Genomic DNA, 26,992 nt, shown 5'->3' on the forward strand with positions numbered 1-26,992 from the left:
GAGAATCGTCTAGAAAAGGTCTTCATAAGGTAGATGAAGACCTTTTGCGCCGGAGAATCGTCTAGAAAAGGTCTTCATAAGGTAGATGAAGACCTTTTGCGTCGGAAAATCGCCTAGAAAAGGTCTTCATAAGGTAGATGAAGACCTTTTTCGCCAGAAAATCGCCTAGAAAAGATCTTCATAGGGTTGATGAAGACCTTTTGCGCTGGAGAATCGTCTAGAAAAGGTCTTCATAAGGTAGATGAAGACCTTTTGCGCCGGAGAATCGTCTAGAAAAGGTCTTCATAAGGTAGATGAAGACCTTTTGCGTCGGAAAATCGCCTAGAAAAGGTCTTCATAAGGTAGATGAAGACCTTTTTCGCCAGAAAATCGCCTAGAAAAGATCTTCATAGGGTTGATGAAGACCTTTTGCGCTGGAGAATCGTCTAGAAAAGGTCTTCATAAGGTAGATGAAGACCTTTTTCGCCAGAAAATCGCCCAGAAAAGGTCTTCATAGGGTAGATGAAGACCTTTTTCGCCGGAAAATCGCCTAGAAAAGGTCTTCATAGGATTGATGAAGACCTTTGAGATAGATAATCAACCAGAACGATTTATGAAAACACTAATTAGTTTTCATAATCGTTCTGGTTTTTTCCCTTCCTTATTGTTTTGGTCAAGATACATTTTCCATTTCTGTCGAATAAATTTTTTTAACAGAATTTATTTGTATTGATTAGTTCGACCAAAACTGGTGAAAAATAGTATTAACTATTTTCATGGAAAAGGGTTGGTTGTATTGAATGATGACAGTCTTTTGCTTGAGAAGCAAACAAATGCAGCTGCAACTGTGTCTTTTTCGAATGCGGTTTTAGGACTTTTCTTAAGCTTCCTTCCTTTTGTCGGGTGGATATTTGCTCCCATTTGGATGATCGCGATTTTATTTGGTATGGTGGGACTTTCGAAAGGTTACAATCGTCGACTAGCGGTTTATGGGATATTAATCGGTTTATTTACTTTTGCGTATAAGATTGTGTTGTTTCAAATGATGGATGGTTCATTTTTCTTTGCTCCTTAAAATCCAATGGGTTTTAATGGAGCTTTTTTTGACGGAGAGGAAAGTATAAGTCCAGAAGTAATCCACATAAGAAAAGACATCAACTCGACCTCATATGGGTCGAGTTGTGCTTTTCTAATCTAAATTTTCATGTCAGTTACAAGGAGCTAAATACTATCAACATCTAATTGGATTGTGCCTTTTTTATGAAGGAAGGTTCATAAGTAATCAAGGCTTTCATCCTACATTAAGTTTGGTAAAATACATAGATTTCTGTACAAATCCATTCATCTATAAAACAGTAACCTTGTAGGTTTTTGAACCTAGAAAACTTTTATTAGAATATATAGGCTACTATACACGTTCAAATTTACTACTCAAAATAAAATGAGTACTAGAATTTGGAATCTACAATTTGTATGTCGAAAAAGGTTTCTTTGTTGAAATCGAATTTTGGTATATGATTGTGACTATTTTGTAAGGAGTTTCATTTTATCCGTCCCCATATTCTAATAAGGTTCTATTGTTGGGTACGTTTACTTGTTGCAATTCAAAAGAGGTGCAGAACTTGAATTATCGGATTAGGTATTTCCTATTTTTAATATTAGACTTATTCCATGCACTTGTGGCTGTATTTATAGGATATTGGTTATTTAATCCTTCGATTACATTTTTCCCTTCCTTCACTATTAGCCTTGTTTCTTTATTCTTTTCATATCAAATACTGTCTCATTTCCTTCATTTATCTACAAGGATTTGGAGTGTCGCTTCCGTCAGAGATTTATTGCCTGTCACCTTTGCGGTAAACTTATCCGTCCTCATTACAATCTTATCTCAGCTTCTAATACAAGGTTCTGTCGATTTCCGTGAGATTTTTGTTATTTGGCTTATCTTTTATGTTTTAATTGGAAGTTCCAGGTTTTTTATAAGGGTCTATCGTGAGGTGAAAGACTCACAGCCTCTTGGGCAATTAAAAAGGGTGCTCGTTGTCGGTGCTGGTGAAGCTGGAACGATCCTCATTCGAAATATAAGGAAAAAAAGAAAACATGAGTATGATGTTGTGGCGATCGTCGATGATGATCCTAACAAGCAGCATTTAAGCCTTTGGGGAGTAGAAGTATGTGGAACTACAGTGGAAATCCCACACATCGTTCAAGAGAAAAAAGTTGATATCATCATTCTTGCCATTCCTTCTCTTGGGAAAATGGAGATGCAACGTATTTATGAACAATGTAAAAGAACGAAAATTAAAATAAAAACTATGCCAAAAATTGAAGATGTTATGACTGGAAAAGTTGCTGTACATGAAATGAGAGAAGTAAAGACAGAAGAACTACTTGGCCGGGAAGAAATCAAACTAGATATGGAAGCTATTTCAAAAAAATTACTTCATAAAAAAATACTAGTCACAGGTGCTGGAGGTTCAATTGGCTCTGAGATCTGTCGTCAAGTCTTACAATTTGGGCCAAAGCAATTAATTTTATTAGGCCATGGGGAGCACTCTATTTATACAATCCACCTTGAATTAGTAGAAAACAATCAATTTAGAAATATAGAGTTTGTACCAATAATTGCGGACGTTCAGGATCGAAAGCGGATATTTGAGGTGATTGAACAGTATAAACCGGATGTCATCTATCATGCCGCTGCCCACAAACATGTACCACTGATGGAAGTGAATCCAAAAGAAGCAGTGAAGAATAACATTTTCGGTACAAAGAATGTAGCAGATGCCGCCCATCATTTTAGCGTTTCCAATTTTGTGATGATTTCAACCGATAAGGCCGTCAATCCAACCAATGTAATGGGGGCAACAAAACGGATTGCGGAGATGATTATTCAAAACTTAGCAAGAAATAGTGATACAAATTTTGCAGCGGTTCGCTTTGGGAATGTCCTAGGATCTCGTGGAAGTGTGGTCCCTAGATTTCGAGAACAAATTGCAAGTGGAGGTCCTGTCAAAGTGACCCATCCCGAGATGACTCGTTATTTTATGACCATTCCAGAAGCGTCAAAGTTAGTGTTACAGGCTGGTGTTTTAGCAAAAGGTGGCGAAGTTTTCGTATTAGATATGGGGGAGCAAATTAAAATACTAGATCTAGCAAAAAATATCATTCGCTTATCGGGTTTTACAGAGGAAGAAATCGGTATAGAGTTTTCTGGTATACGTCCTGGAGAGAAAATGTATGAGGAATTATTAAATTCTGAAGAAATTCAAGAAGAATGGATTTATCCTAAGATCCATATTGGGAAAGCTCATTGTTTAGATGAAAACCAATTGCTCCAATTACTTGAAGAATTAGAAACGTTGGATTCTCAAAACCTAAAGCAACGTGTTATTGATGTTGCAAATGGAAAAGGATGGTTTATAAATACTTGAGAACTCGACCTAATGTAACATTCAGATTTACTTGTTTCAATGAAGCTTTCAAATATATTCGCAAGATTACTAAATTGATTAACTTGCTTATAGTTTCTTCAAAACTTCATTAATTTTAGAAAGAGGAATAAAAGTTGGCAAATCCACTACCTTTCAACAATGAAAGTGAAAGTTCTCCTTCTATGCAATCTAGAATCTTCCTATCTTCACCACATATGAGTGATGAAGGCTATGAGATGCAATTTATAAAAGAAGCTTTTGATACGAATTGGATTTCCCCCCTTGGTGCAAATGTAAATGCATTTGAAAAAGAACTAGCAGAAAAAGTTGGGGCTAAATCTGCAGCTGCACTCTCCTCTGGTACTGCAGCCATCCATTTGGCATTAAAAGCAGCCGGTGTCGAAAAAGGTGACATCGTATTTTGTCAGTCCCTTACTTTCTCAGCAACAGCAAACCCCATCATTTATCAACAGGCAATCCCTGTTTTTATTGATAGTGAAGAAGACACTTGGAATATGGATCCATCTGCATTAGAAACAGCATTTAAGAAATATAAGAATGTAAAAGCAGTATTGGTAGTGCATCTTTTTGGGCTCTCTGCAAAAATGGATGAAATTATGGATATTTGTAGGAAACATGGTGTCGCAGTCATTGAAGATGCCGCGGAGAGTTTAGGTTCTTTTTATAAAGGAAAACAGACTGGAACGATTGGAGACTTTGGTGCTTTTTCTTTTAACGGAAACAAAATTATTACAACCTCTGGCGGCGGAATGCTCGTTTCAAATAATGAAGAAAAAATTGCAAAAGCGAAATTTTGGGCGAGTCAATCCAAGGAAAATGAACGATTTTACCACCATAAAGAATTGGGATTTAACTATCGAATGAGCAATGTTGTTGCTGGAATTGGCCGGGGGCAGTTAAAAGTATTAGATAAACGAGTAGAAAAAAAGAAATCGATTTTTGAGTATTATAAAAACCACTTACAACAACTCGAAGGAATACAATTTATGCCGAATAACTCTTGGGATGATCCAAACTTTTGGTTAAGCTGCATTACTTTACATGGCAAAATCAGACCAATCGATGTGATGAATGAGCTAGAAAAAGAAAATATCGAATCAAGGCATGTTTGGAAGCCCATGCATATGCAACCATTTTTTAAGGACTTCGATTTTGTTGGGAGTGACATTTCTGAAAAACTCTTTGAAAATGGTGTTTGCCTACCTTCTGATACGAAAATGACAGAACGAGATTTACAAAGAGTAGTAGAAACACTTCAGAAATTGTGGGGAGTTTGATGATGAAAAAGAAGATTTGGATATTCAATCATTATGCAACCAATATGTATAAAGATAAAAACGGTAGACATTATGCATTTGCTAAATATTTATTGAAAGATGGCTATCAACCAACGATTTTTTGCGCATCGACTATGCATAATTCAGATGAGGATTTTAGTATTGCGGAAAAAAAATACACAATAGAAGAAGTGAATCACATTCCTTTTGTCTTTATTAAAACCCCAAAATACGATGGAAATGGTAAACAGCGGGTTAATAATATGCTTGCCTTTTATAAAAATCTTTTCCCTGTGGCAAAAGAGCTCGCAAAAATCCATGGAAAGCCTGACGTCATTCTTGCATCAAGTGTCCATCCATTAACCTGTGTTGCGGGAATAAAAATAGCAAAAAAACTGGGGATCCCTTGTGTTTGCGAAATAAGAGATTTATGGCCGGAATCGATTGTGGACTATGGATTGATCAGTGAGAAAAACTTGTTTACCAAGCTTATGTTTATGGGAGAGAAGTGGATTTACAAAACGTGCGATCGTCTAATTTTCACGATGGAAGGTGGAAGGGATTATATTATTGAGAAAGGCTGGAACAAAGAAAATGGTGGTCCAGTAGATTTAGCGAAAGTATTCCACATTAACAATGGGGTGGATTTAGAAGCCTTCCAATTTAACCAAGAAAATAATCGTTTTGATGATCCAGATTTAGAAAATCCAGAACTTTTTAAAGTTGTTTATGCGGGTTCCATTCGAAAAGCCAATAATGTAAAGAAAATTGTAGACATTGCAGATGTCATTCGGCAAAAAGGTTACCATCATATCAAATTTCTAATCTATGGCCGTGGCCCTGAAAAAGAACAGCTAGAAAAGTATTGTCAGGAAAACAACATCTGGAATGTTGAATTTAAAGGGTATATAGACAAAAATAAAATCCCTTACTTACTAAGTAAATCGAACTTAAATATTATGCATATTGAAAATACAAATCTAAAAAAATATGGCGCTAGTTTAAATAAAATGTTCGAATACTTCGCAAGTGGCAAGCCGACGATAACAGATTGTGAATTTGGCTATGATTTACTAAAAAAATATGAATGCGGAATTACGCTAGATGGAGCAACGAAAGAACAATTAGCAGATGCAATTATCGAAATTTCTAACCCACATTCAAACGAATATGAAACATACTGCAAAAATGCACTTATTGCTGCTTCTGATTATGACTTTAAAGTGTTAACAAAACAACTCGAGCAAATACTTTGAAAAAATAGATAGGTGATAAGATGGTCACGCTGAAAGAAAAACTCATAAACAAAACCGCTGTACTTGGAGTAATCGGTTTGGGTTATGTCGGTCTACCCCTTGCAGTTGAGAAAGCAAAAGCTGGTTATCAAACGATTGGATTTGATATTCAAGAATCTAAAGTAAATATGGTAAACGCTGGCCTCAACTATATCGGAGATGTTGTGAATGAGGATTTAAAAGATATCGTGAATTCAGGTTATTTAAAAGCTACAACAGATTTTGCACAAGTTGCTAAAGCAGATTGTGTATGTATTTGTGTACCAACTCCACTCGATAAAAACAAACAACCAGACATTAGCTTCGTTAAAAATTCCGCACAAAATATCGTTCCTTATATGCATAAAGAAATGTTAATCGTACTTGAATCTACAACTTACCCCGGTACAACTGAAGAATTACTAAAACCAATCCTCGAAACCTCTGGCCTAATTTGTGGAGTAGATTTCTACCTCGCATTTTCACCAGAACGTGTCGACCCTGGGAATTTACTCTACAAAACAAAAAATACACCGAAAGTCGTTGGTGGCATTACAGAAAAATGTACAGACATCGCCTCTACCTTATATGAAAGCATACTAGAAGCCCCTATTCACAAAGTTTCCTCTCCAGCAATTGCTGAGATGGAAAAAATATTAGAAAACACATACCGCAATGTCAATATTGGCCTTGTTAATGAGTTATCCATTTTATGTAACAAAATGGGCATCAATTTTTGGGAAGTTGTTGATGCTGCAAAATCAAAACCGTATGGATTTCAGGCATTTTATCCTGGACCGGGGATTGGTGGACATTGTATTCCTCTTGATCCGTATTATTTATCGTGGAAGGCAAAGGAGTTTGGTTTTCATACGTCAATGATTGAAGCTTCAATGATGATTAATGACCGAATGCCTGAATATTGCGTTGAACGAGCAAGCCGAATTTTAAATAAGTGGAAAAAAGCAATTAATGGATCCACTATTTTAGTCCTTGGTATTGCCTACAAGCAGGATATTGATGATTATCGAGAAAGTCCTGCCCTTCGTGTGATTGATGAATTGGAAAAAGAGGGTGCAATCGTCCGATTTTTTGATCCCTTTGTTCCGATGTATCAACACCAAGGAATTATTAAAAGTGGTGAACCGGCACTAACTGATGAACTAATTAGGAACGCGGATTTAGTTATCATTACGACGAATCATTCAACGGTCAATTATTCTTTTGTACACCAACATGCAAAAGTCGTATTTGATACTAAAAATGCAATGAAAGAAATCGAAAGTAGGGGAAAAATAGAATTATTATAGGGTGATAAACATGGAGTTAACGATCGAAGCTTACCGGCGACTGATCGAGTTATTAAGAAGTAAGAGCTATCCCTTTTGTTTCTACCATGATGCAGATGACTATGATAAATCTGTCATTTTAAGACATGATGTTGACTTTACTCTTAGTAAGGCAGTTGAAATGGCGGAAGTTGAACATGAAATGGGTGTTAAGTCGACTTACTTTATTTTAGTAACGGCTGATTTTTATAACATTTTTTCTAAACGTTCCTATGAAAGACTAATGAAGATTTTGTCGCTAGGTCATGAGATTGGACTTCATTTTGATGAAAAACGTTATGAGATTACTACAGTTGATGAAATGAAAAAGTACGTCGAAATGGAAGCTGAACTTCTTGGTAAATATTTAAACAATGAAGTGAAAGTAGTCTCAATGCATCGACCTTCCAAACTTGTACTTGAAAATGACATACAATTCGACCAACTGATTAACTCATATTCAACAAAATATTTTAAGAGTATGAAATATATTTCTGATTCTAGATTACATTGGCGAGAGAATCCTGTGGAAATTATTGAATCGGGTAAATATAAAAAGTTGCATATTCTTACACATCCGTTCTCATATTCAGTTGATAAAAAATCAATGGAAGCAAAATTAAAAGATTTTATTATAAAGGCTATAGATGATAGATACCTCCAAATTGATGAAAATTTTACGGCTTTGGAACAAGTCATTCGAAGAGATGAAATTTAGTAGATAGTCCCGTTCATTTACATTTTGAGTAACACCAAGAGAAATTAATAGTATGCACGGAGTGAAGAAATGACTAACTTACGATATGCAATAATTGGTTGCGGTCGGATTTCGCCAAATCACATTGCTGCTAGCCAGGAAAATCATTTGAACATCGTTGCTTTATGTGATCTTGATGAGTCGAAAATGGATTCATTAATCTCTACGTTTCAATTGTCAAACCATGTAAAGAAATACACAGATTATAAGAAAATGCTTCAAAAAGAACAGCCAGATTTAGTGGCGATTTGTACAGAAAGTGGAAAGCATGGCAAAATTGCACTCGATTGCATCGAAGCGGGTTGTCATTTAATTATTGAAAAACCAATCGCTCTTTCCCTAGAAGATGCAGACCGAATTATTGAGAAAGCAAAAACGAAACAAGTGAAGGTTTGTGCATGCCATCAAAATCGTTTTAATAAATCTGTTCAAAAGTTGAGAGAAGCTGTGTTAGGTGGTCGCTTTGGAAGATTACTATACGGGACAGCGCATATACGTTGGAACCGTGGTAAGGAATACTACACACAAGCGCCTTGGCGAGGTACATGGGAGCAAGATGGTGGAGCGCTTATGAATCAGTGTATTCATAACATTGACCTATTGCGGTGGATGATGGGGGAAGAAATCGAGGACGTAATCGGAATGACTGACAATTTAACGCATGAATATATCGAAGCAGAAGATCTAGGGCTGGCATTTGTGAAATTTGCAAACGGCAGTTATGGGGTAATTGAAGGAACTACTACGATTTATCCTCAAAATTTAGAAGAAACACTCTATATTTTTGGCGAAAAGGGGACGGCAAAAATTGGAGGTAAATCTGTAAATCTAATCGAAGAATGGAAGTTTGGAGATTCACTAGACGATACCATTAACGTCAAAGAAATGTTTTCTGAACATCCGTTGAATGTCTATGGATTTGGTCACAAACCTCTTTATGCAGATGTAATAGATGCAATTCAAAATGACCGAGATCCTTATGTGACAGCAGAAGATGGAAGAAAAGCGTTGGAATTAGTTCTTGCAATCTATAAATCATCCAAAGAACAGAAACGTGTACAATTGCCCATTCAAAAGACTAGTACATTAGATTTTATCGGTCAATATCATCGTTCTTCAGAGGGTCATGGTGAAGGAAATGACCAAGAATAACAAAGATAAATATAGACAATTTAGCGAATTAGAGAATACGATTCCTCTTTTTTCAAAAGGCTGGTGGATGGATGCGGTTTGTGGTGAGGATTGGGATGTCATCTTAGTAGAAGAAAATGACAAAATTATTGCAGCTTTACCTTATTATTTTGAGGACCATGAAGGCTTTAAAGAAATTCGAAAAGCACCACTGACTCAAAATAATGGAATATGGATTTCCTATCCACCAAATCAAAAATATGAAAATAGATTATCCTTGGAACATCGATTAATGAGTGCTGTGATTGATGAAATAGAGAAGTTAAATATAAACAAATACCAGCAGTATTATCACTACTCCATTACAAACCATCTCCCCTTCTTCTGGAGGGGATACACTCAATCAACAAGATATACGTATGTTATAGCAGACACTACGAATCTCGACGAATTATATAAAAATTTTAGTTCATCTATTCGAAACAAAATAAGAAAGGCTGAGAAAAGCGTCTCTGTAGTAGAGGATCTAAGCATCGAACAATTTTATCAATTAAATAAAATGACTTTTGAAAGACAACAGCTTACTATACCTTACTCATTGGAACTCGTTTCAAGAATTGATGAAGAATGTGATAAGCGGAATGCCAGAAAAATCTATTATGCAATCGATAAACAAAAACAAATACATTCTGCCGCGTATTTTGTTTGGGATGAGAAGTCCGTTTATTATTTAATGGCTGCCTCAGACCCAGCATTTCGAACATCCCAATCATTATCGTTACTAATCTATGAAGGGATCAAACTCGCTAGTAGATTAGGGAAGAAGTTTGACTTTGAAGGAAGTATGAAAAAAAATATTGAAGAACACTTTAGGCAATTTGGTGCGAAGCAGTTTCCGTATCATCATATCCAAAAGACGTTCTAGAGAAGTGTTGGAATTGAAGTGAATGAGTAGATCTTATGCACTATGTGCCCGAAGACCTTGAATTTAAAGGCGAAAGGTAACATAGAAGCGCTCTATGTGCCCGGAGACCTCAAAATTAAAGTCAAAAGGTAACATAGAAGGGCTCTATGTACCCGAAGACCTCAAAAGTTAAGGTGAAAGGTAACATAGAAGTGCTCTATGTGCCCGTAGACCCCAAAATTAAAGTCGAAAGGTAACATAGAAGTGCTCTATGTGCCCGGAGACCTCAAAATTAAAGTCAAAAGGAAACATAGAAGGGCTCTATGTACCCGAAGACCCCGAAACCAAAGGCGAAAGGTAACATAGAAGGGCTCTATGTGCCCGGAGACCCCAAAATTAAAGTCGAAAGGTAACATAGAAGCGCTCTATGTACTCGTAGACCCCCAAATTAAAGTCGAAAGGTAACATAAAAGCGCTCTATGTACCCAAAGACCTCGAAATCACAATCGAAAGGTAAAATTTGAGAAATGCATCAGGAAGTAGGTAATCAGTTTGAAAGTAGCGATTCATCAACCGAATTATTTACCATGGATTGGCTATTTCGATAAGTTAGATCAATCGGATATCTTTGTTTTTCTAGACAAAGCGGATGTTTCAAAAGGTAGTTTTTTAAATAGAAATACTATCTTATCACCAAATGGAAAAACCTTATTAACGGTACCTTTAACAAAGGGTGAAAAATCTATTCACAAAGTACAGATTAATAATTTAAGAAATTGGCGTGCAAAACATTGGGCCACAATAAAAGCGTCTTATAAGAAAAATGCTTTTTGGCACATGTATAAGGATCGTTTCGAACAAATTTATAACAAAGAATGGGATTCATTAAGTGAATTGAATATTAGTTTAATTGAACTCATCTGTGAGCTGTTAGAAATTGATGTGAAGTTTTATAGAGAATCAGCATTTGATGAAGACTTTGGGAAAAGTAGCGAACGAATTGCTAACATTGTCGCAAAATTACAAGGTAAGACTTATATCTCCGGTAGAGGTGGAAAGAAATACAATCGCCTGGAAGATTTTGAAGAGAAAGGCATCGACCTCATGTATCAAAATTTCACACATCCCATTTACAATCAAGTCTGGGGGGAAAACTTTACTGACAAATTATCAATTATCGATTTACTTTTCCATCATGGTCCTGAGTCACTGAACACCATTCGTTCTACTAGAAATCCTTTAGCGGTGGATCTATGAAGGTGTGGGGCACTCAAACAAATTAAAAGTTAACTTTGGAGTTGATAGAAAGATGCAGTTTCGAGATTTACAAGCTCAATATCAAAAGTATAAAGCTGAAATCGACTCTTCCATACAAAATGTATTAGCAGAAGCAAATTTTATCGAAGGAAAAGAAGTAAAGGAATTAGAGGAACAATTAGCTGATTATGTAGGGGTTAAACATTGTATTACATGTGCAAACGGAACAGAAGCATTATCCCTTGTGTTGATGTCATGGGGTGTTAATTTTGGAGATGCGGTATTTGTTCCTGATTTTACGTTCTTTGCTACCGGTGAAGTCGTCTCATTTTCTGGTGCAACGCCAGTGTTCGTTGATGTTTGTCACGATACCTTTAACATAGACCCTCTTAAATTAGAAAAAGCGATTCAAAAAACACTTGCAGAAGGAAAGTTAACACCAAAAGCCATTATTCCTGTTGATTTATTTGGTTTGCCAGCGAACTATCCTGAGATTGAAAAAATTGCAAAGAAATATAATTTACTCATTTTAGAAGATGGTGCACAAGGTTTTGGTGGCAATATTAATGGCAAGAGGGCTTGTAGTTTTGGTACAGCTGCAACGACTTCCTTCTTTCCAGCAAAGCCATTAGGCTGTTACGGTGATGGCGGGGCCATTTTCACAGATGATGACAGTTTAGCTGAAACTTTAAAGTCTTTGAAAGTGCACGGGCGAGGGAAGGATAAGTACGACAATGTTCGTATTGGTGTGAATTCAAGATTAGATACCATTCAAGCTGCCATTTTGAAAGTAAAATTAAAAGCATTTATCCAGCATGAATTAATTGATGTGAACCGAATTTACGATTACTATCAACAACGATTAAAAGGTGTAGTTGAAACCCCTATCATTCCAGATGGCTATTATTCAAGCTTTGCTCAATATACCATTAAGTTGAAAAATAGAGAAGTACGTGACGGATTGCAAAAATATCTTAAACAAAATGGGATTCAAACGATTGTTTATTACGTAAAACCAATGCATAAACAGATGGCATTTACGAATTTGCAATTGGATGATGATGAGTTTCCTGTATCAAACGAACTTAGTGAAAAGGCGCTCTCCTTGCCTATGCATCCTTATTTGAAAGAAATCGAGATTGATAAGATCTGTCATTCCATTCGCCACTATTTAAGTCATGTATGATTCAACATCATCTGTGTGGCGTAATTCTAATATAAAAGGGCAGTAGAACATGAAAAGTTTATTGATAAAAAATTTTTCTTGGAGTTTTTTTGGCAACATTGTTTATGCATTAAGTCAGTGGGTTTTATTAATCATTATTACGAGAGCAGGAAGTTCGTATGATGCTGGAGTTTACTCGTTAGGGTTAGCAATTACTGCTCCATTTATTTTACTAGTCAATTTAAATTTTACTGCAATACAGTCGACCAATTTACAAGTTCAATTTGGATTTCTTTCCTTCAAATTCATTAGATTGTTAGGAAATCTTTCATTTTTCATCGTATTTTCGATCATCCTCATTATGTCTAGCTATGATTTTAATGTGTCGATTGTTCTCTTATTAATTGCTTTAGTGAAAGTTGTGGAGTCGGTTTCGGATTTATATTATGGACTATTTCAATATAATGAAAGACTCGATTTAGTCGCAATCTCCGTCATTAAAAGAGGTTTAATCGGCACATTGTTATTTGGTATAGGCTATTATTTCTTCAATGAACTATCAGTCGCACTAATTTTCATATTAATCTACTGGTTTATCAACTTACTATTTTACGATAGTAAGAAGGGGAATAAATTACTAAAACGCATGCCGAAAAGTAAACATTCGATTAGTATGTGGCATCTGGTGAAATTAGGGATTCCATTGGGGATCGCTGCATGCATTGCTTCCTTTAACGTTAATATTCCAAGAATCTTTTTAGAAAACTATTTAACCTTTGAAGATTTAGGCTATTTCAGTGCAGTTTTTTATATGGTTCTAATTATTGGAAAATTTATGACCTCCCTTGCTAGTGCATTTTTGCCAAGACTTGCGAGATTGTATGAAAAAAATGATTTGAGAAGTTTTACTAACATCTTAAAGATTATTATTTTAATGCTTTTAATATTGTATTTACTCATTATGAATGTGACGTACTTTTTTGGTAGTGAGCTCCTAGGGTTAATTTACGGAGAAGAATACAAACATCTGCGAAAATTACTCATGTTAATCATCTTTTATGGACTATTGAATTATTTAGGATTTGTTTTTGAAACAGGACTTAATGCAATGAAAGAATACCGTTTTCGTATGGTGTGTGAGGTTTTAGTTTCATCCGTAATTATCGGAGGTTGCTTTTACTTTATCCCGCAATTTAGCTTAATTGGTGCGGCAGTAGTTTTAATCATTGCTGCAGCTGTAAAATGTAGCTTTTTGATTAGCTTATTTTTAGTTCAATTTTTAAAGAAACGAAGGGGTGCTTACTATTAACCGAAAAGAATTTGCTTCTTTGTTAATCGCCTTTTCTTTCTTCCAGTTTGGGATCCTACAGCCAATTGCCGTGATGTTTCATTCGCAAAATGTAATTGCCGTTTCCACAATTATAACCGTCCTTCTCTTACTAGTCGCTACAAAATTTAGCATTAGAAAATACGTTTATCTTACCTTTGCTTCAATTTCTGTCGTCTTTTTCTTCAGTTACCTCTTTTTCGATGCCCGTGATATGTCTCTTTTAATATTTGGTGAATTTCTCTTAAAAAGTTTTTCCTTGTTTTTAATCGGTAGTTTTCCTTTTTCAACAGATTCATTAAAAAAGTATTTCTACCTCTTTTCCCTCGTCAATTTTGTTGCGTTATCGTTTATTCTCGTTTCTGGGCAAATTGAAGAAATTGAATATATGCGTTTTGGTTACGCTTTGTTGCCTACACTCTTGGTCGTTCTCTATCTTTTTAAAGAAGGGAATAAGGTACTCAATGGATCCATCATCATCAGCAGTTTTTTGATGATTTTCATTTTCGGAAGTAGAGGGCCTTTAGTTGGATTGGTCATTTTCATATTGATCCTATTATTTATCAATAAATCAATGAAATTTCACACGAAAGTATTTGCTTTTATTGGTTTAAGTTTCAGTTTTGTTTATTTATTTTTCATGAATGGTTTAATTCAACTATTAAATTATCTCTATTTTGATTTAGGCTTTGACACATATTCAATTGCGAAACTAAGAATGATGGTCATTGATGGTTTGGCAGAATCGAGTTCTGGAAGGGATTATTTGTACCAAAGTTTTATGCATCTAATTAGTGAAAATCCGGTATTCGGTAATGGGATAGGGATCACCAATAAATTATGGGATGTTACGCCCCATAATATATTTTTACAAATATTATTAGAGTTTGGCATTGTCGGAATGTTCGTTTGTGTCATATGTGGAATTCCATTTTTATATTTTCTACTTAAGATTCAGAGCACTGACAACGAGTTATTTATCTTATTTTCGATTATTTTTTCTGTATCTTTTGGAAGGTTACTTGTTAGCTCAGATTTGTGGCTCCGTCCTGAGTTTTGGATGTTTCTTTCCATGACGATAAACTCTTTTCTCATAATCTACAATCGAACAAAGAAGTTTAAAGAATTGAAATTAAAATAAGTAGTAAGGGGCGGTTTGATAGTTGAGAGCGAGAAAAAATAGACTATATAACAGATTTGTGAAAAGGGCGATGGATATTATTCTGTCATTTCTTGCACTGATTCTGTTGAGCCCTATCATTTTGGCTGTGTGTTTGTTAGTGCACTTGTATCTTGGGGAACCGATATTTTTTAGGCAAGAACGAGTTGGCTTAGATGAAAAGGTGTTTACCATTTATAAATTTCGAACGATGAAAGATGAACGAGGTGCCGATGGAGAACTAATTCCTGATCATTTGAGACAAACAAAATTTGGAAAGTGGTTACGGTCTACAAGTTTAGATGAGTTACCTGAGCTTTTCAATATTTTGAAAGGGGATATGTCCATCGTTGGTCCGAGGCCATTATTAGTTAAGTACATTCCACTTTATAATGAACACCAAAAACGTCGGCATGAGGTTCGACCAGGTTTAACTGGATTGGCGCAAATCAATGGGAGAAATGCGATTAGTTGGGAAGAACGATTTGATTTAGATGTGAGATACGTAGATCGTATTTCGTTTTTCACTGATTGTAAAATTATTCTAAAAACATTTGTAAAAGTTTTTAGTAGAGAGGGCATTAACCAATCAGGAGATGTGACTATGGAAGATTTCAAAGGTAGTAATCCAAAAGACAAGGGGAGTTAAATTAACTATTTATATAGAGGGTGAGATATAAATGGAAAATCAGAAAATGACCTATGACACCTTACCGACTCCATATTTTTTAATCGATGAAAGTGAATTAGAAACGAATATTCGAAATTTAAAAGATGCACTGTCGACTTATTGGGATAACTCTATTATCGGGTATTCATTTAAAACAAATTCAGTACCTTGGTTATTGAAATATTTTAAAGATCAGGGATTATATGCAGAGGTCGTTTCAGATGATGAATATGATATGGCCAAGGCGGTTAATTACTCAAAAGATAAAATTATTTACAATGGTGTTGCGAAATCGAAAGAAACCTTTAAAGAAGCGCTTCAAAATCATTGCATTGTCAATATTGATTCACACCGGGAACTAGATTGGCTGAAGGAATTGAATGATGCTACTTGTGACGAGGTATTTGAAATAGGGATTCGGGTGAATTTCAATTTGGAAAAATACTGTCCAGATGAGACGGTGATGGGAGTCGAAGGTAGTCGGTTTGGGTTTTGTTATGAAAATGGAGAATTGTTAAAAGCGATAAACTTTATCAATTCTCTAAAATATATTCGATTAACCGGGTTGCATCTCCATAACAGTACGAAAACAAGAAGCTTAAATATTTACAGGGCTCTCTCAAAAATCGCTTGCGAAATCAAAAAAGTCTATTCACTAAATTTAAAATATGTTGATATTGGTGGGGGCTTTTTTGGAGGATTGGAAGATAAACCGAAATTTGCAGATTATTTGGAATGCATCGAAGCAGAGTTAAGTAAAGAGTTTAGTCCAACTGAAACTGTGCTAATCGTTGAACCAGGGATCTCCTTAGTTGGTTCTCCTATTCGATATATTTCTAGCGTAATCGATGTAAATGAAACAAGTCAGAACCTTTTTATCATTACAGATGGTAGCACGATCAATATAAATCCACTAAAAAATAAAGAAATCCAGTACTTTTCTATAGAAAAAAATTGTCAATCACAAAGAAAAGTGGTTGATAAACAAGTAGTTTCAGGATTTACATGTATGGAAGATGATTGGATTTTTGTTCTAGAAGAATCACCGAAGCTAAAAGTCGGAGATAAGATCATCTATGAAAAAATAGGTGGCTATTCCTTAAGTCTTTCGCCTCTTTTTATCAAATACTTTCCTGCTATCTATGTGGAAAAGGACGGGGTGATTACGAAAGTTAGTGAACGATGGACTTCTACTCAATTGGTTAATGCGAATGATTTCGAGGAATAAGGAGCAGAACGATGAATGTATTAATTCTTAGCTGTGGCAGTCGAAATAAAATCGTTCAATATTTTAAAAAAGAGCTAAATGGGAAGGGCAAGGTATTTGCAACAGATTGTAGCATCTTAGCACCTGCACTTTATGATGCGGATCAATTTTTTATCGTCCCGAGGATTGATGCCCCAAATTATATAAGTGAGATTCTATCAATCTGTAAAAAGTTTAATATAAAAGCGGTATTTTCTTTAATTGACCCAGAAATTAGTTTGCTTGCAAAACATAAAGATGAGTTTTTAGCGGTCGGTACGATTCCCATTGTGTCGGAGTACGAATTAGTAGAGATGTGTTTTGACAAGTACGCGATGGTTCAAATTTTGGAGAAGAACGGATTTAAAACGATAAAAAGTTATATTAAAAAAGAAGAATTTTATAGAGATGTTGATTTAGGGAAAATCAATTATCCAGTATTTGTTAAGCCAATAAAAGGTAGTGCAAGTATCAATATTAGTAAAGTGACATCTGTTGAGGAAATAGAACTTGCTTTTAAGAAGCACGATCAGATGATGATTCAAGAATTTATGGATGGCGTTGAGTATGGAGCAGATGTGTATATCGATATTATTTCTTCTGAACCAGTGGCGATTTTTACGAAGGAAAAGGTAGTCATGAGGGCAGGGGAAACGGATAAATCCATCTCTGTAAAAGATGAGACGCTGTTTAAATTGATAAATGACTTCGTCAAGACTGCTGGTTTTAAAGGAATGATTGATATCGACATTTTTAAAGTAAAAGATAATTATTTCATTTCAGAAGTGAACCCGCGCTTTGGTGGTGGCTATCCACATGCCTATGAAAGTGGGGTCAACATCCCCAAAATGATAATTAAAAATCTTCAAGGTGAAATTAATGAATCCGTCATAGGTCAGTATGCTGAAGGGATTCGAATGATGAAATATAACGAGATTAAAATCATTTGAAACTATTAGAATTTAGGATGGCCTTTCGAATACTTCTTGCAAACAACTCCTTCGTTTTTTACGTGTAAGTCCTCTATAGTACAGACGTATGGTACAGTTCCTGCATATCTTATGGGATAAGATAAATATTTGAGCATTGAATTTTCATTCATCTTTGTCGTAATTATTAAAGATTTCTCGTATCCAAGTCATCAAGGGGGAACTTACATTGGAGGATACAATTGATTTCCGACAATTAGCTAAAATGCTGTACCGACGTTTATTCCTAATCCTTAGTTTTGTTATTATTGCTGGCGGATTAGCTGCACTCATTAGCGTATTTTTTATGAAACCAATTTACGCAGCTGAAACGCAGTTATTAATCAATGAAAAGAAAATTGAAGGGGAAGATCGTTCGCCGGAAACGTTTGAACGCGATTTACAATTAATCAATACCTACAATATTATCATTAAAAGCCCAGCCGTTATTGATGTGGTGATTGCAGATCTACAATTAGAAATGGATTTTGAGACTTTAGTAAGTAAAATTTCTGTAACGAATGAAGAAAACTCAAGAGTAGTGAATATACAAGTAGAGGATGAAGACCCAGAACAAGCAGTAATAATAGCAAATTCAATCGCAGAAGTATTTAAAGCGGAAATCCCTTTGTTAATGAGTATTGATAATATTAATATTTTATCTGTGGCAAAGATGAGTGAAAATCCGATTCCTGTGAAACCGAATGTGATATTGAATAGTGTCATTGGTGTATTTGTTGGTTTACTTGTTGGTGTCGGTTTAGCATTTTTCATAGAGACATTCGATTCAACCATAAAAGGCGAGGAAGATGTCGAGGAGTTTTTACAGCTCCCGATTTTAGGGCTAATTAGTTCAATACCAAAAGAAATGGATATTAATTTTTCAGAAAACAGTTATATGAAATCGGGGAGGAGAATTGGTGATGGCAAAAAAGAAATCGAGTAAACCTAATTCCTCAACTTCAACAGCGCCTAAAACACTTATTTCATTTACAGAACCGAAATCCTATATCGCCGAGCAGTTTAAAACGCTTCGAACGAACATCAATTTCACATTACCTGGTGACGATGCGAAAAAATTATTAGTAACTTCAACCATACCTGGTGAAGGAAAATCTACGATTACTGCAAATCTAGGTTTTGTGTTCGCACAGGAAGGTAAGAGAGTTTTAATCATTGACGCTGATTTACGGAAACCAACTTTACATGCCACATTTAATTTACCCAACAAAATCGGTTTGTCGAATATGTTTACAAAGCAGGTATCGTTTGTCCATGCCATTAAAGAAACGTTTATATATGACCTCTATGTTTTACCAAGTGGCCCAGTTCCTCTCAATCCATCTGAATTACTATCATCAAAAACGATGGATCAATTTCTAAAAACAATTGAAGATTATTTTGATGTAATAATTTTCGACGCACCACCAATTTTAACGGTAACGGATGCACAAATTTTATCAAATAAATGTGATGGGACTGTACTTGTGATTAACTCAGGGACAGTCAATCGGAAAGAATTGTTGAAGGCAAAGTCTGCACTTTTATCTTCGCATGCCAATATTCTAGGAGTCGTACTGAATAATTTTAATTCAAAAACGAATAATTATTATGAAAAATTATATAAAAGTTAACAGAGTGAAAGAGCATTTTGTGAAGTATAATGAACTGCCCTGTAGGTGTTCGTATCGATTATGAACGAACAATTGCAGGGCTTTTCATATTAATTTTGCTTAGTGTATGGTTTGAATGGTAAAATTGAGGGTGTTAATTGATAGAAAGTGTGGTTTTATAGATGAAAGTAGTATTTATTGGCGATATTGTGGGTTCGATTGGTCGTGAGGCGGTTGAGAAATATTTGCCACGTTTAAAGAAAAAATATCAACCCGATGTCGTAATAGCGAATGGAGAGAATGCAGCGGCTGGGCGCGGAATTACATATAATATTTATCAACAGTTGCTTCAAGCGGGTGTTGACGTGATTACAATGGGCAATCATACGTGGGATAACAAAGATATTTTTGAGTTCATTGATGATGCGGATTATTTGATTCGCCCAGCGAATTTTTCGGAAGAAGCACCAGGTCGCGGCATGGTGCAGATTGAAAAAGGTGGAGTGACATTATCTGTTATTAATCTTCACGGTCGTGTATTTTTACCACCTCACGATGATCCTTTTGCTGTGGCAGATGAGCTTGTTGAGGAAGCGCGTAAGATTTCACCATTAGTTTTTGTCGATTTCCATGCAGAAGTGACAAGCGAAAAAATCGCACTTGGGTGGCATTTAGATGGCCGCGTATCTGCGTTAGTTGGAACTCACACGCATGTACAAACAGCTGACGCACGTATTTACCCTGGTGGAACAGCGTACATCACGGATGTCGGCATGACAGGTCCTTATGATGAAGTTTTAGGGATGACTAAAGAAAGCGTCATATATAAGTTCCAAACAAATATGCCTTCACGCTTCGAGGTTCCGAAGAAAGGGCGCGAAGTATTGAGCGGCTTCTTTGTCGATATTGACAATAAAACAGGTAAGGCAGTGTCGTGCGAGCGAATTTACATTAATGCGGACTATCCGTTTCAGGGGTAGAGGGTTGGTGGATGCCAGTGAGGGATGTCTCGAATATGTGGTGGTTTACAGGGAAAAAAATAGTGATCTAGCGAGAAAATTTCAAGAAAAAGCAGTTAATTAGACGGAGAAATCTCGAAAAGTTGTCAAGATAAAGTGGTTATTTGGACAGAATTGGGAGAAATCCCGAAAAGTTGTCAAGATAAAGTGGTTATTTGGACAGAATTCGGAGAAATCCTGAAAAGTTGTCAAGATAAAGTGGTTATTTGGACAAAATTCAGAGAAATCCCGTGAAAGTGACAAATAAATAGCATCTCAGTTCCCAAAAACTATCGAGAAACCTAGAAAAGGTAACAGATAACCTCAATGGTTTCCATCTAGCTTACGCTAAATGCTTATTTACAAATGATAATAAGTAGTAAGCAAATATTAAGAAAGGCATCTTTAACTATGAAAATGAAAAGTAATCGAATAGAATCTCTTGATTCTTTGCGAGGAGTATCAGCATTAATTGTTGTAGTTTTTCATTGTTTAATAGCGTTTGCTCTATTTGCAGATGCGCTAAATTTTCAATTTGCCAATGATACAATTAAATTTTTAACGCTCTCTCCATTAAAGGTCTTTTGGTCAGGAAACGAAGCGGTTTTATTATTCTTTGTATTGAGTGGGTTTGTTTTATTTTTACCTTTTATCAACCAAAAACAACAGCGCTATTCGGTGTATATTACAAAACGATTTTTTAGAATTTACATTCCATACATCGTTTTGATGGGCGTTTCTACAATACTAGCCATTTTATTAATGGATTATAAAGATAATTCGGGTTTAAGTTTGCATTACGTAAATCGATGGGATCACGAGGTTACGATTTCTGCAATCATCGCATACCTACTAATGATCAATTACGAGTTAACAAATGTGAATGGGGTCGTTTGGTCTTTAATTCACGAGATGAGAATCTCGATTATCTTCCCGTTTGTTGCATACATCATTTACAAATTGAATTTTATCAAATCATTTATCATCACTGGGGTTGCGTGGGCGATTCTGTATTACGGAATCCTATATGTAAACGATGCGGTTGACTTTGGGAAGTATGAAATTATTGTTGCCAATATTGGACAAACCATCTGGTATAGTATTTTCTTCTTTGCGGGAAGTTTTTTAGCAAAATATATGCATCTTTTCACATTCCTTAAAAAATCGGGTTGGTTTGTAAAATTAATTATATTCATCATTTCGATTCTGTTAATCAATGCAAAATCGATGTTTCACATATTTGAAATCAGTTCTTACAAGGGGCCGCAAATCGTTGCTTTATTCGGTATAATGTTGTTATTTATACTTGTGTTAAATTCAACATTGGCGGATAAAATACTTACCCAAAGACCACTGTTATGGCTTGGGAAAGTTTCCTACAGCCTTTATTTAGTACATATTCCTGTCATTATGGCAACGACAATTATTTTAGGGAAATACATTGCGATTGAATTTGCATTCATCATTGCCATCGTATTATCCTTAGTTGCTGCAGGAATTGCATATAGGTTAGTTGAAGTCCCTGCGATTCATTGGGGAAAAATGGTGTCGTCAAAGTTTATGAAAGATAAAAAGTAAAATCATTCCCTTGTGGAGTGGTTTTATTTTTTTGTGGAAAGTAAAGTATTAGCTTTTTGTTGATCTGCATATGATAAGACATCACCTCAACCTATTTAGGTCGAGGTGTATTTTTCTAATAAAAAATAATTTTCCTAATTATACAAATTCCAATTCTTTTGATTCTAATTGACTAAAGCCCAGCATAAAATGTCATACGGACACAAACTTAAACGTCCTTTGAATGAACGAAACCACAAATACCGTTTCATTCAACAAACACATAATAAAGCTCTATGGGGAGGAATAGTTGTGGATTCATTAAAAGTATCGTCTCGCTCTAATCCAAATTCTGTTGCAGGTGCGCTTGTTGCTGTTATTCGTGAGCAAGGTTACGCAGAAATGCAAGCAGTAGGTGCAGGTGCATTAAACCAAGCAGTGAAAGCAGTAGCAATTGCTCGCGGCTTCGTTGCACCTAGCGGAACAGATTTAATTTGTGCTCCAGCATTTGCAGATATAACGATTGCTGGTGAAGACCGAACAGCATTGAAACTTGTTGTTGAAAAACGTACAAGATAATCGTTCAAAGGTTCAAGGGGTGGCCCAAAAGCGTAATAGCTTTTTGAGGTCATCTTTTTATTTTATGGAAATTAAGCGTGAAATTAAAAAAGGGGCTCCTGAACATAGGAGCCTACTTTCATTTACGCAACTGGGAACCAGCCAGGAACATTCATAATCTTCTGCCATAACCCGTCTGGAACGACTAATTCATTCTGCTTATCGGGTTGAATTTTAGTGATGATTTCATTTTCTCTGCCTTCTTGGATTTTTTGTACCCAATCTGGGTCGATAATGAGTTCTCTACCTACTGCAAGTAGCTCAACACCGGACTCTAGAGCGATTCTTGCATCCTCTGCCGTTTGAATTGACCCAACCCCCATTAATGGAACTCTCTTATTAATCGTTTCTAGTAAATACTGAACGCGCGGTTTATTTAGATCTTCCACACCACGTCTTGGCGTTGAGAAAAATTCACCAAGTGAAAAGTGTAAATAATCAAGGCCTTTATTAGCTAAAACGTCCACAAATGCCAGAGTGTCATCCATCCTAATGCCAGGTGTTTCCATTTCTTCAGGCGAAAAGCGATAACCGACAATAAAAGGCGACTTCGCATGAGCTGCTACCGTACTTTTGACTTTATCGATAACCGCAAGAGGGAACATCATTCTCTTTTCAAGGCTGCCGCCAAAGCGGTCATTCCGGCGATTGGAGTGTGGCGAGAAAAATTGATGAATTAAATAATGGTTAGCACCATGAATTTCAACACCATCATATCCAGCTTCAATGGCACGGCGAGTCGTTTCTCCAAAGGCTTCAATGATATCTTCAATTTCCGCTTCTGTAAGTGCCCGCGGCGTTTTAGCATTAGGTCGTTCAGCTGCTACTGAACTAGCACTAACGATATCTCCGTTTGGTACTAAATCTGGTGGGCACATTCTGCCGCCATGGAAAATTTGCAGTACCGCCTTAGCACCTTGTTCTTTGATGGTCTTTGCGACTTTGGCTAGGCTTGGAATCATCTCATCGCAATCACCAGCAAATTGCCAAGTAAATGCTTTCCCATTTGCTGTAACATTCGTACAAGCCGTGATCACCATACTAACCCCGTGAGATCTACGTGCGTAGTATTTCAATTCCTCATCTGTCACTGTACCATCTGGGTTCGATGAATAGTGTGTCATCGGCGCCATGGTAATACGGTTTTTCAATTCCACCCCGTTAGGTAAAGTAAAAGTCGAAAATAAATCTTTGTATTTTTCGTTCATTTTTGTCACCCCAAATCTAAATAATTCCTTACCTATAAAATACTAAGGTTAATGATGATGATTTTCAAATGAGAGGATTGGTGATGGGGAGGGGGGAATGATGTCACGAACCAAAGAGGTAGAACTCCATCGAATCTCTACGAGTGAATGTACATTCTCAAAACAAAAAGGAAGCTAGCATCAATACCAGCTCCCTTATTCGATCTCTTTCGTTGAAATCAGCTTATTCACTTTCCAGGTTCCAATTATATTTCTAACTTCTGTGACGGTTTCGAATGTTTTGTGGGCTTGACCATTAGGATAGTAAATGATGAATTCCTCCACAGTCGTCACATGATATGAACCATCGCCACTTCCAATAAAGTCCACCACTTCCACAGAAACAAATTCTTCAGTAATACCCGCATTTACTAAGTAAGCGATATAATCTTTCGCTTCTTTGTAGCGTGGGCCGTCTGCGGTGATATATGGTCGCATATATGCGATGTCACCCCAATTGATGGCGTCGACGCTTGCTATAGTATAACTCTCCATGAAACTCTGTAATTCTACTCGAATGCTGTTTTCTTGCATGGCTGTTACGGCTTCAGTATTTGGTGCATAGACCTGGCCAGAACCTTCCAATGTAACTGTCGGCTCAACTGCTACTTGATCCGAAGCTTCAATATAGCTGACTTTCCATTCATTATTCGTATTATCGAAAGCTAGTCCAACATAAGAACGTAACTCAAAATCATCCATTGAAACTGGTTCGTCTCCATAGCTAAAGAAGCCATATGAATAATCAAACGTAGTAGGAACAATTAGTAAGCCGTCTTTGAACGAAAGGAAATCTGTATTGATTTCGACTTTATTTAATTTTCCTGTATAGAAGATATTTTCTTGAACTAATGGCGCAATTTCAAATGCTAAGAAGTCCTCTTTTAATATTTCAGTTGCACTTGTGAGAACATCCGTTGTTAAATGGGCTTTCGCATTTTGCATTTGTTCTCCGAATGTTAATAGTAGATCTTTTGTTTTTTTCAGTTGTTCTTCAGATAGAAAAGCAGCACTAAAATCCTTGTAGCTCGCATCCATTTTGTAAGCAGGGGATTCTACAGTACCCCATGGAAAGTTAACAACGACTTTTACTTCTTGGGAACCATCTAAAAAGATTGGACCGAATTTTTCAGAATCCCCGTTTTCATCAATCTTTATCTTTTGGTCATTCACAAGTAAATAGCTATCTGACATGAGATATTTGTCATAATTCATAATGAAGGCACTTGCTTCACCGATTGGTAGCTCGTCCATCAATATTTTATCAGATAGAGGATTTGCTAATTTTAGTTTAATGTCCGTTTTAGATTTTCCAAAATGGTTATCTAAGCTAACGTTCACAGTATAAATCCCTGGTAGCAGTGGGCCATAAGTAATGCCATCACTTTGTTTTTTCGATTGAATTTCTGATTGATTGAATTTCATTTCAATTCCGTCTGATAAACCATCATAATAAGCGAATTGCTCAATAGCGGATACTTTATACATTTGAAAAATGCCGATAAACTTACCAGCTGGGCGAATGGCAATGAATTCTTTTAACTCGTCTTCTTTCAAATCTTGGGCGAGCTTTAAAAATGCTTCTATTTCGCCTTTAGATGGGAATTGTCCATTTTCGTGAACTAGTAAATTTCCCAACTGTTCTGAATTTTTGTTTTCTAATGCTGTAAAGAAACGATCTTCTGTTGAATCTTTTGAAAAGTACAGATTGGCCCAAACTGTAAAGCCTGAGAGTAGGACAGCAAATGCCAAAGCAAAGCTGAAAATAATTTTCAGTTGTTTTGGCATCTGCTTGTTTGCTCTATGAGGCTTCACATTTGTATTAAATTGTGTTTGAAGTGTGGTTTGTTGCGGTTGTTGTTCAACAAGTTTTGTACCACAATTAGTACACATTTTGTCGCTTATTTTTGCTTCATGACCGCACTGTTTACAAAATTTTTCCATTTTGAAACCTCATTTATATTTTTTAATAGATTAGAAGATTTGAAGCTCTGATCAGTCTATATTACCAGTAACCACCGATGAATTTTCCTGCTGTGTTGTTCCAAACAACAGTGATTAACACATAGAAAAGAACGGAGAAAATGACGATATACACTAAATATGCGTAGAACGAATCTAAGCTTTTTGATCTCATTGTTAATAAACGAGTAATAATATATAAAGGAATTGCTGAGATAACTAACAATAAAGAAATTAAGAACATCCAATAACCGAAATCATATGATTTTACGATAAATAACAGCATACTAAGAATCGATAAGATAATTGATGGGATGCTAAGTGTACCTAATAAACTGATTATTTCTTTCCATGATGTATCTGGCCCAAATCCTTTTGCTACGATAAATAAGGAAAGCACAATAACCGCAAAAATTGCGATGATAAAGATAGCACTACCACCAAATACGTTAAAGAAAACAGCTCCTGTATCAATAAAGCCGCCAAAAGCAGTACTTACAAAAATAAATAATGAAAGACCGATTAATAAAGCATAAGCTATGATTGAAATAAGTCCGTTTGTAAATTGACGTTCACCCGTACCAAAAATCGATGACGGTTGTTTTAAATACGTAGTGAAGAAATTAAAGAACATTTTTGATTGATCTTTTACACGCTCCACATGCACATTTGGCTGTGCTGGACCAGCTTGCTGGTATTGTTGATATTGTTGTTGGTATTGCTGTTGCTGATATTGTTGGCCTTGGTCATGTTGTTGAAACTGTTGTTGCCCAAAAGGTTGACCTTGTTGTCCGAATGGTGGTTGTTGATAATTTGGACCCTGTTGTTGGAAATTTGGAGCTGGCTGCCCTGGTTGAACTGGTTGACCAAATTGCCCTGTTGGTTGACTTGGAGTAGGTGCTCCACCATCATTCGTAGCAGAAACTTCCGTTAACGTTCCACCACATTTTGCACAGAAATTTCCAGCATCCTGGACATTCCCACATGCGAAACAATTCTTCATATTTTTTTCGCTCGCTTTCTTAATTATTTATATAAATATATGTAACTAAAGATAGAGATATATGAATAAAAGTTCAAAATTACTTTTGACCTAGTTC

23 protein-coding genes are annotated in these 26,992 nt (G+C 36.0%); 20 read left to right on the forward strand and 3 right to left on the reverse strand.

The features are described 5' to 3' along the window. Positions 1-775: 775 nt before the first annotated feature. The 20 genes from CD29_RS16365 to CD29_RS16460 all read left to right on the forward strand — a co-directional run bounded on the left by CD29_RS16365 (position 776) and on the right by CD29_RS16460 (position 22,644). A complete protein-coding gene (locus tag CD29_RS16365; protein WP_036189284.1) occupies positions 776-1,054 on the forward strand; it encodes a hypothetical protein in 279 nt (92 codons plus the stop codon). Positions 1,055-1,592: 538 nt separating this feature from the next. Further along, a complete protein-coding gene (locus CD29_RS16370; protein WP_328286496.1) occupies positions 1,593-3,413 on the forward strand; it encodes a polysaccharide biosynthesis protein in 1,821 nt (606 codons plus the stop codon). 182 nt (positions 3,414-3,595) lie between these two features. Further along, a complete protein-coding gene (locus tag CD29_RS16375) occupies positions 3,596-4,711 on the forward strand; it encodes a DegT/DnrJ/EryC1/StrS family aminotransferase (protein WP_036189365.1) in 1,116 nt (371 codons plus the stop codon). A 2-nt stretch (positions 4,712-4,713) separates the two neighbouring features. Beyond that, positions 4,714-5,967: a glycosyltransferase family 4 protein gene (locus CD29_RS16380; RefSeq protein ID WP_036189289.1), complete on the forward strand. Its 1,254-nt coding sequence runs from the start codon at positions 4,714-4,716 to the stop codon at positions 5,965-5,967. Between the two features lie 20 nt (positions 5,968-5,987). Further along, complete coding sequence (locus CD29_RS16385) at positions 5,988-7,295, forward strand: nucleotide sugar dehydrogenase (RefSeq protein ID WP_081976297.1); 1,308 nt, start codon at positions 5,988-5,990, stop codon at positions 7,293-7,295. A 10-nt stretch (positions 7,296-7,305) separates the two neighbouring features. Beyond that, positions 7,306-8,031: a polysaccharide deacetylase family protein gene (locus CD29_RS16390; RefSeq protein ID WP_036189292.1), complete on the forward strand. Its 726-nt coding sequence runs from the start codon at positions 7,306-7,308 to the stop codon at positions 8,029-8,031. A gap of 69 nt (positions 8,032-8,100) precedes the next feature. Then, positions 8,101-9,222 carry a Gfo/Idh/MocA family protein gene (locus CD29_RS16395; RefSeq protein WP_036189295.1) on the forward strand — a complete coding sequence of 374 codons (1,122 nt, stop codon included), beginning with the start codon at positions 8,101-8,103 and terminating at the stop codon, positions 9,220-9,222. After that, a complete protein-coding gene (locus CD29_RS16400) occupies positions 9,209-10,126 on the forward strand; it encodes a GNAT family N-acetyltransferase (RefSeq protein WP_036189298.1) in 918 nt (305 codons plus the stop codon). The genes CD29_RS16395 and CD29_RS16400 overlap by 14 nt, the downstream gene beginning before the upstream one ends. A 531-nt stretch (positions 10,127-10,657) precedes the next feature. Further along, the gene (locus CD29_RS16405; RefSeq protein ID WP_052124220.1) at positions 10,658-11,362 is read left to right on the forward strand and encodes a WbqC family protein; all 705 of its coding nucleotides are present in this window, start codon (positions 10,658-10,660) and stop codon (positions 11,360-11,362) included. A 52-nt stretch (positions 11,363-11,414) separates the two neighbouring features. Next, positions 11,415-12,548, forward strand: a complete 1,134-nt coding sequence (locus CD29_RS16410; RefSeq protein WP_036189303.1) for a DegT/DnrJ/EryC1/StrS family aminotransferase — start codon at positions 11,415-11,417, stop codon at positions 12,546-12,548. 49 nt (positions 12,549-12,597) lie between these two features. After that, positions 12,598-13,836 carry a lipopolysaccharide biosynthesis protein gene (locus CD29_RS16415; RefSeq protein ID WP_036189306.1) on the forward strand — a complete coding sequence of 413 codons (1,239 nt, stop codon included), beginning with the start codon at positions 12,598-12,600 and terminating at the stop codon, positions 13,834-13,836. Next, positions 13,823-14,995: an O-antigen ligase family protein gene (locus CD29_RS16420; protein WP_036189308.1), complete on the forward strand. Its 1,173-nt coding sequence runs from the start codon at positions 13,823-13,825 to the stop codon at positions 14,993-14,995. The genes CD29_RS16415 and CD29_RS16420 overlap by 14 nt, the downstream gene beginning before the upstream one ends. A gap of 22 nt (positions 14,996-15,017) precedes the next feature. Then, complete coding sequence (locus CD29_RS16425; protein ID WP_036189311.1) at positions 15,018-15,662, forward strand: sugar transferase; 645 nt, start codon at positions 15,018-15,020, stop codon at positions 15,660-15,662. Between the two features lie 31 nt (positions 15,663-15,693). Continuing rightward, a complete protein-coding gene (locus tag CD29_RS16430; RefSeq protein WP_036189314.1) occupies positions 15,694-16,911 on the forward strand; it encodes a type III PLP-dependent enzyme domain-containing protein in 1,218 nt (405 codons plus the stop codon). Positions 16,912-16,922: 11 nt separating this feature from the next. Beyond that, on the forward strand, positions 16,923-17,879 hold the full coding sequence (locus CD29_RS16435; protein WP_036189316.1) for an ATP-grasp domain-containing protein: 957 nt from the start codon (positions 16,923-16,925) through the stop codon (positions 17,877-17,879). Positions 17,880-18,087: 208 nt separating this feature from the next. Beyond that, a complete protein-coding gene (locus CD29_RS16440; protein ID WP_052124221.1) occupies positions 18,088-18,843 on the forward strand; it encodes a YveK family protein in 756 nt (251 codons plus the stop codon). Beyond that, positions 18,821-19,531 carry a CpsD/CapB family tyrosine-protein kinase gene (locus CD29_RS16445; RefSeq protein WP_036189319.1) on the forward strand — a complete coding sequence of 237 codons (711 nt, stop codon included), beginning with the start codon at positions 18,821-18,823 and terminating at the stop codon, positions 19,529-19,531. The genes CD29_RS16440 and CD29_RS16445 overlap by 23 nt, the downstream gene beginning before the upstream one ends. A gap of 161 nt (positions 19,532-19,692) precedes the next feature. Beyond that, positions 19,693-20,490, forward strand: a complete 798-nt coding sequence (locus tag CD29_RS16450; protein WP_036189322.1) for a TIGR00282 family metallophosphoesterase — start codon at positions 19,693-19,695, stop codon at positions 20,488-20,490. Between the two features lie 429 nt (positions 20,491-20,919). Beyond that, complete coding sequence (locus CD29_RS16455) at positions 20,920-22,086, forward strand: acyltransferase family protein (protein WP_036189325.1); 1,167 nt, start codon at positions 20,920-20,922, stop codon at positions 22,084-22,086. A gap of 291 nt (positions 22,087-22,377) precedes the next feature. Continuing rightward, positions 22,378-22,644 carry a stage V sporulation protein S gene (locus CD29_RS16460; protein ID WP_036174445.1) on the forward strand — a complete coding sequence of 89 codons (267 nt, stop codon included), beginning with the start codon at positions 22,378-22,380 and terminating at the stop codon, positions 22,642-22,644. A gap of 122 nt (positions 22,645-22,766) precedes the next feature. Here the strand turns inward: CD29_RS16460 and CD29_RS16465 are convergent, their stop codons facing one another. The 3 genes from CD29_RS16465 to CD29_RS16475 all read right to left on the reverse strand — a co-directional run bounded on the left by CD29_RS16465 (position 22,767) and on the right by CD29_RS16475 (position 26,895). Continuing rightward, positions 22,767-23,891 carry an NADH-dependent flavin oxidoreductase gene (locus tag CD29_RS16465; protein WP_036189328.1) on the reverse strand — a complete coding sequence of 375 codons (1,125 nt, stop codon included), beginning with the start codon at positions 23,889-23,891 and terminating at the stop codon, positions 22,767-22,769. Positions 23,892-24,086: 195 nt separating this feature from the next. Continuing rightward, the gene (locus tag CD29_RS16470; RefSeq protein WP_036189329.1) at positions 24,087-25,874 is read right to left on the reverse strand and encodes a TcaA NTF2-like domain-containing protein; all 1,788 of its coding nucleotides are present in this window, start codon (positions 25,872-25,874) and stop codon (positions 24,087-24,089) included. Positions 25,875-25,935: 61 nt separating this feature from the next. Further along, entirely contained in the window at positions 25,936-26,895 is a 960-nt protein-coding gene (locus CD29_RS16475) for a hypothetical protein (protein WP_036189331.1), read from the reverse strand. Between the last annotated feature and the right edge of the window lie 97 nt (positions 26,896-26,992).

It is taken from the genome of Ureibacillus manganicus DSM 26584, assembly GCF_000772945.1.
GTDB lineage: Bacteria > Bacillota > Bacilli > Bacillales_A > Planococcaceae > Ureibacillus > Ureibacillus manganicus.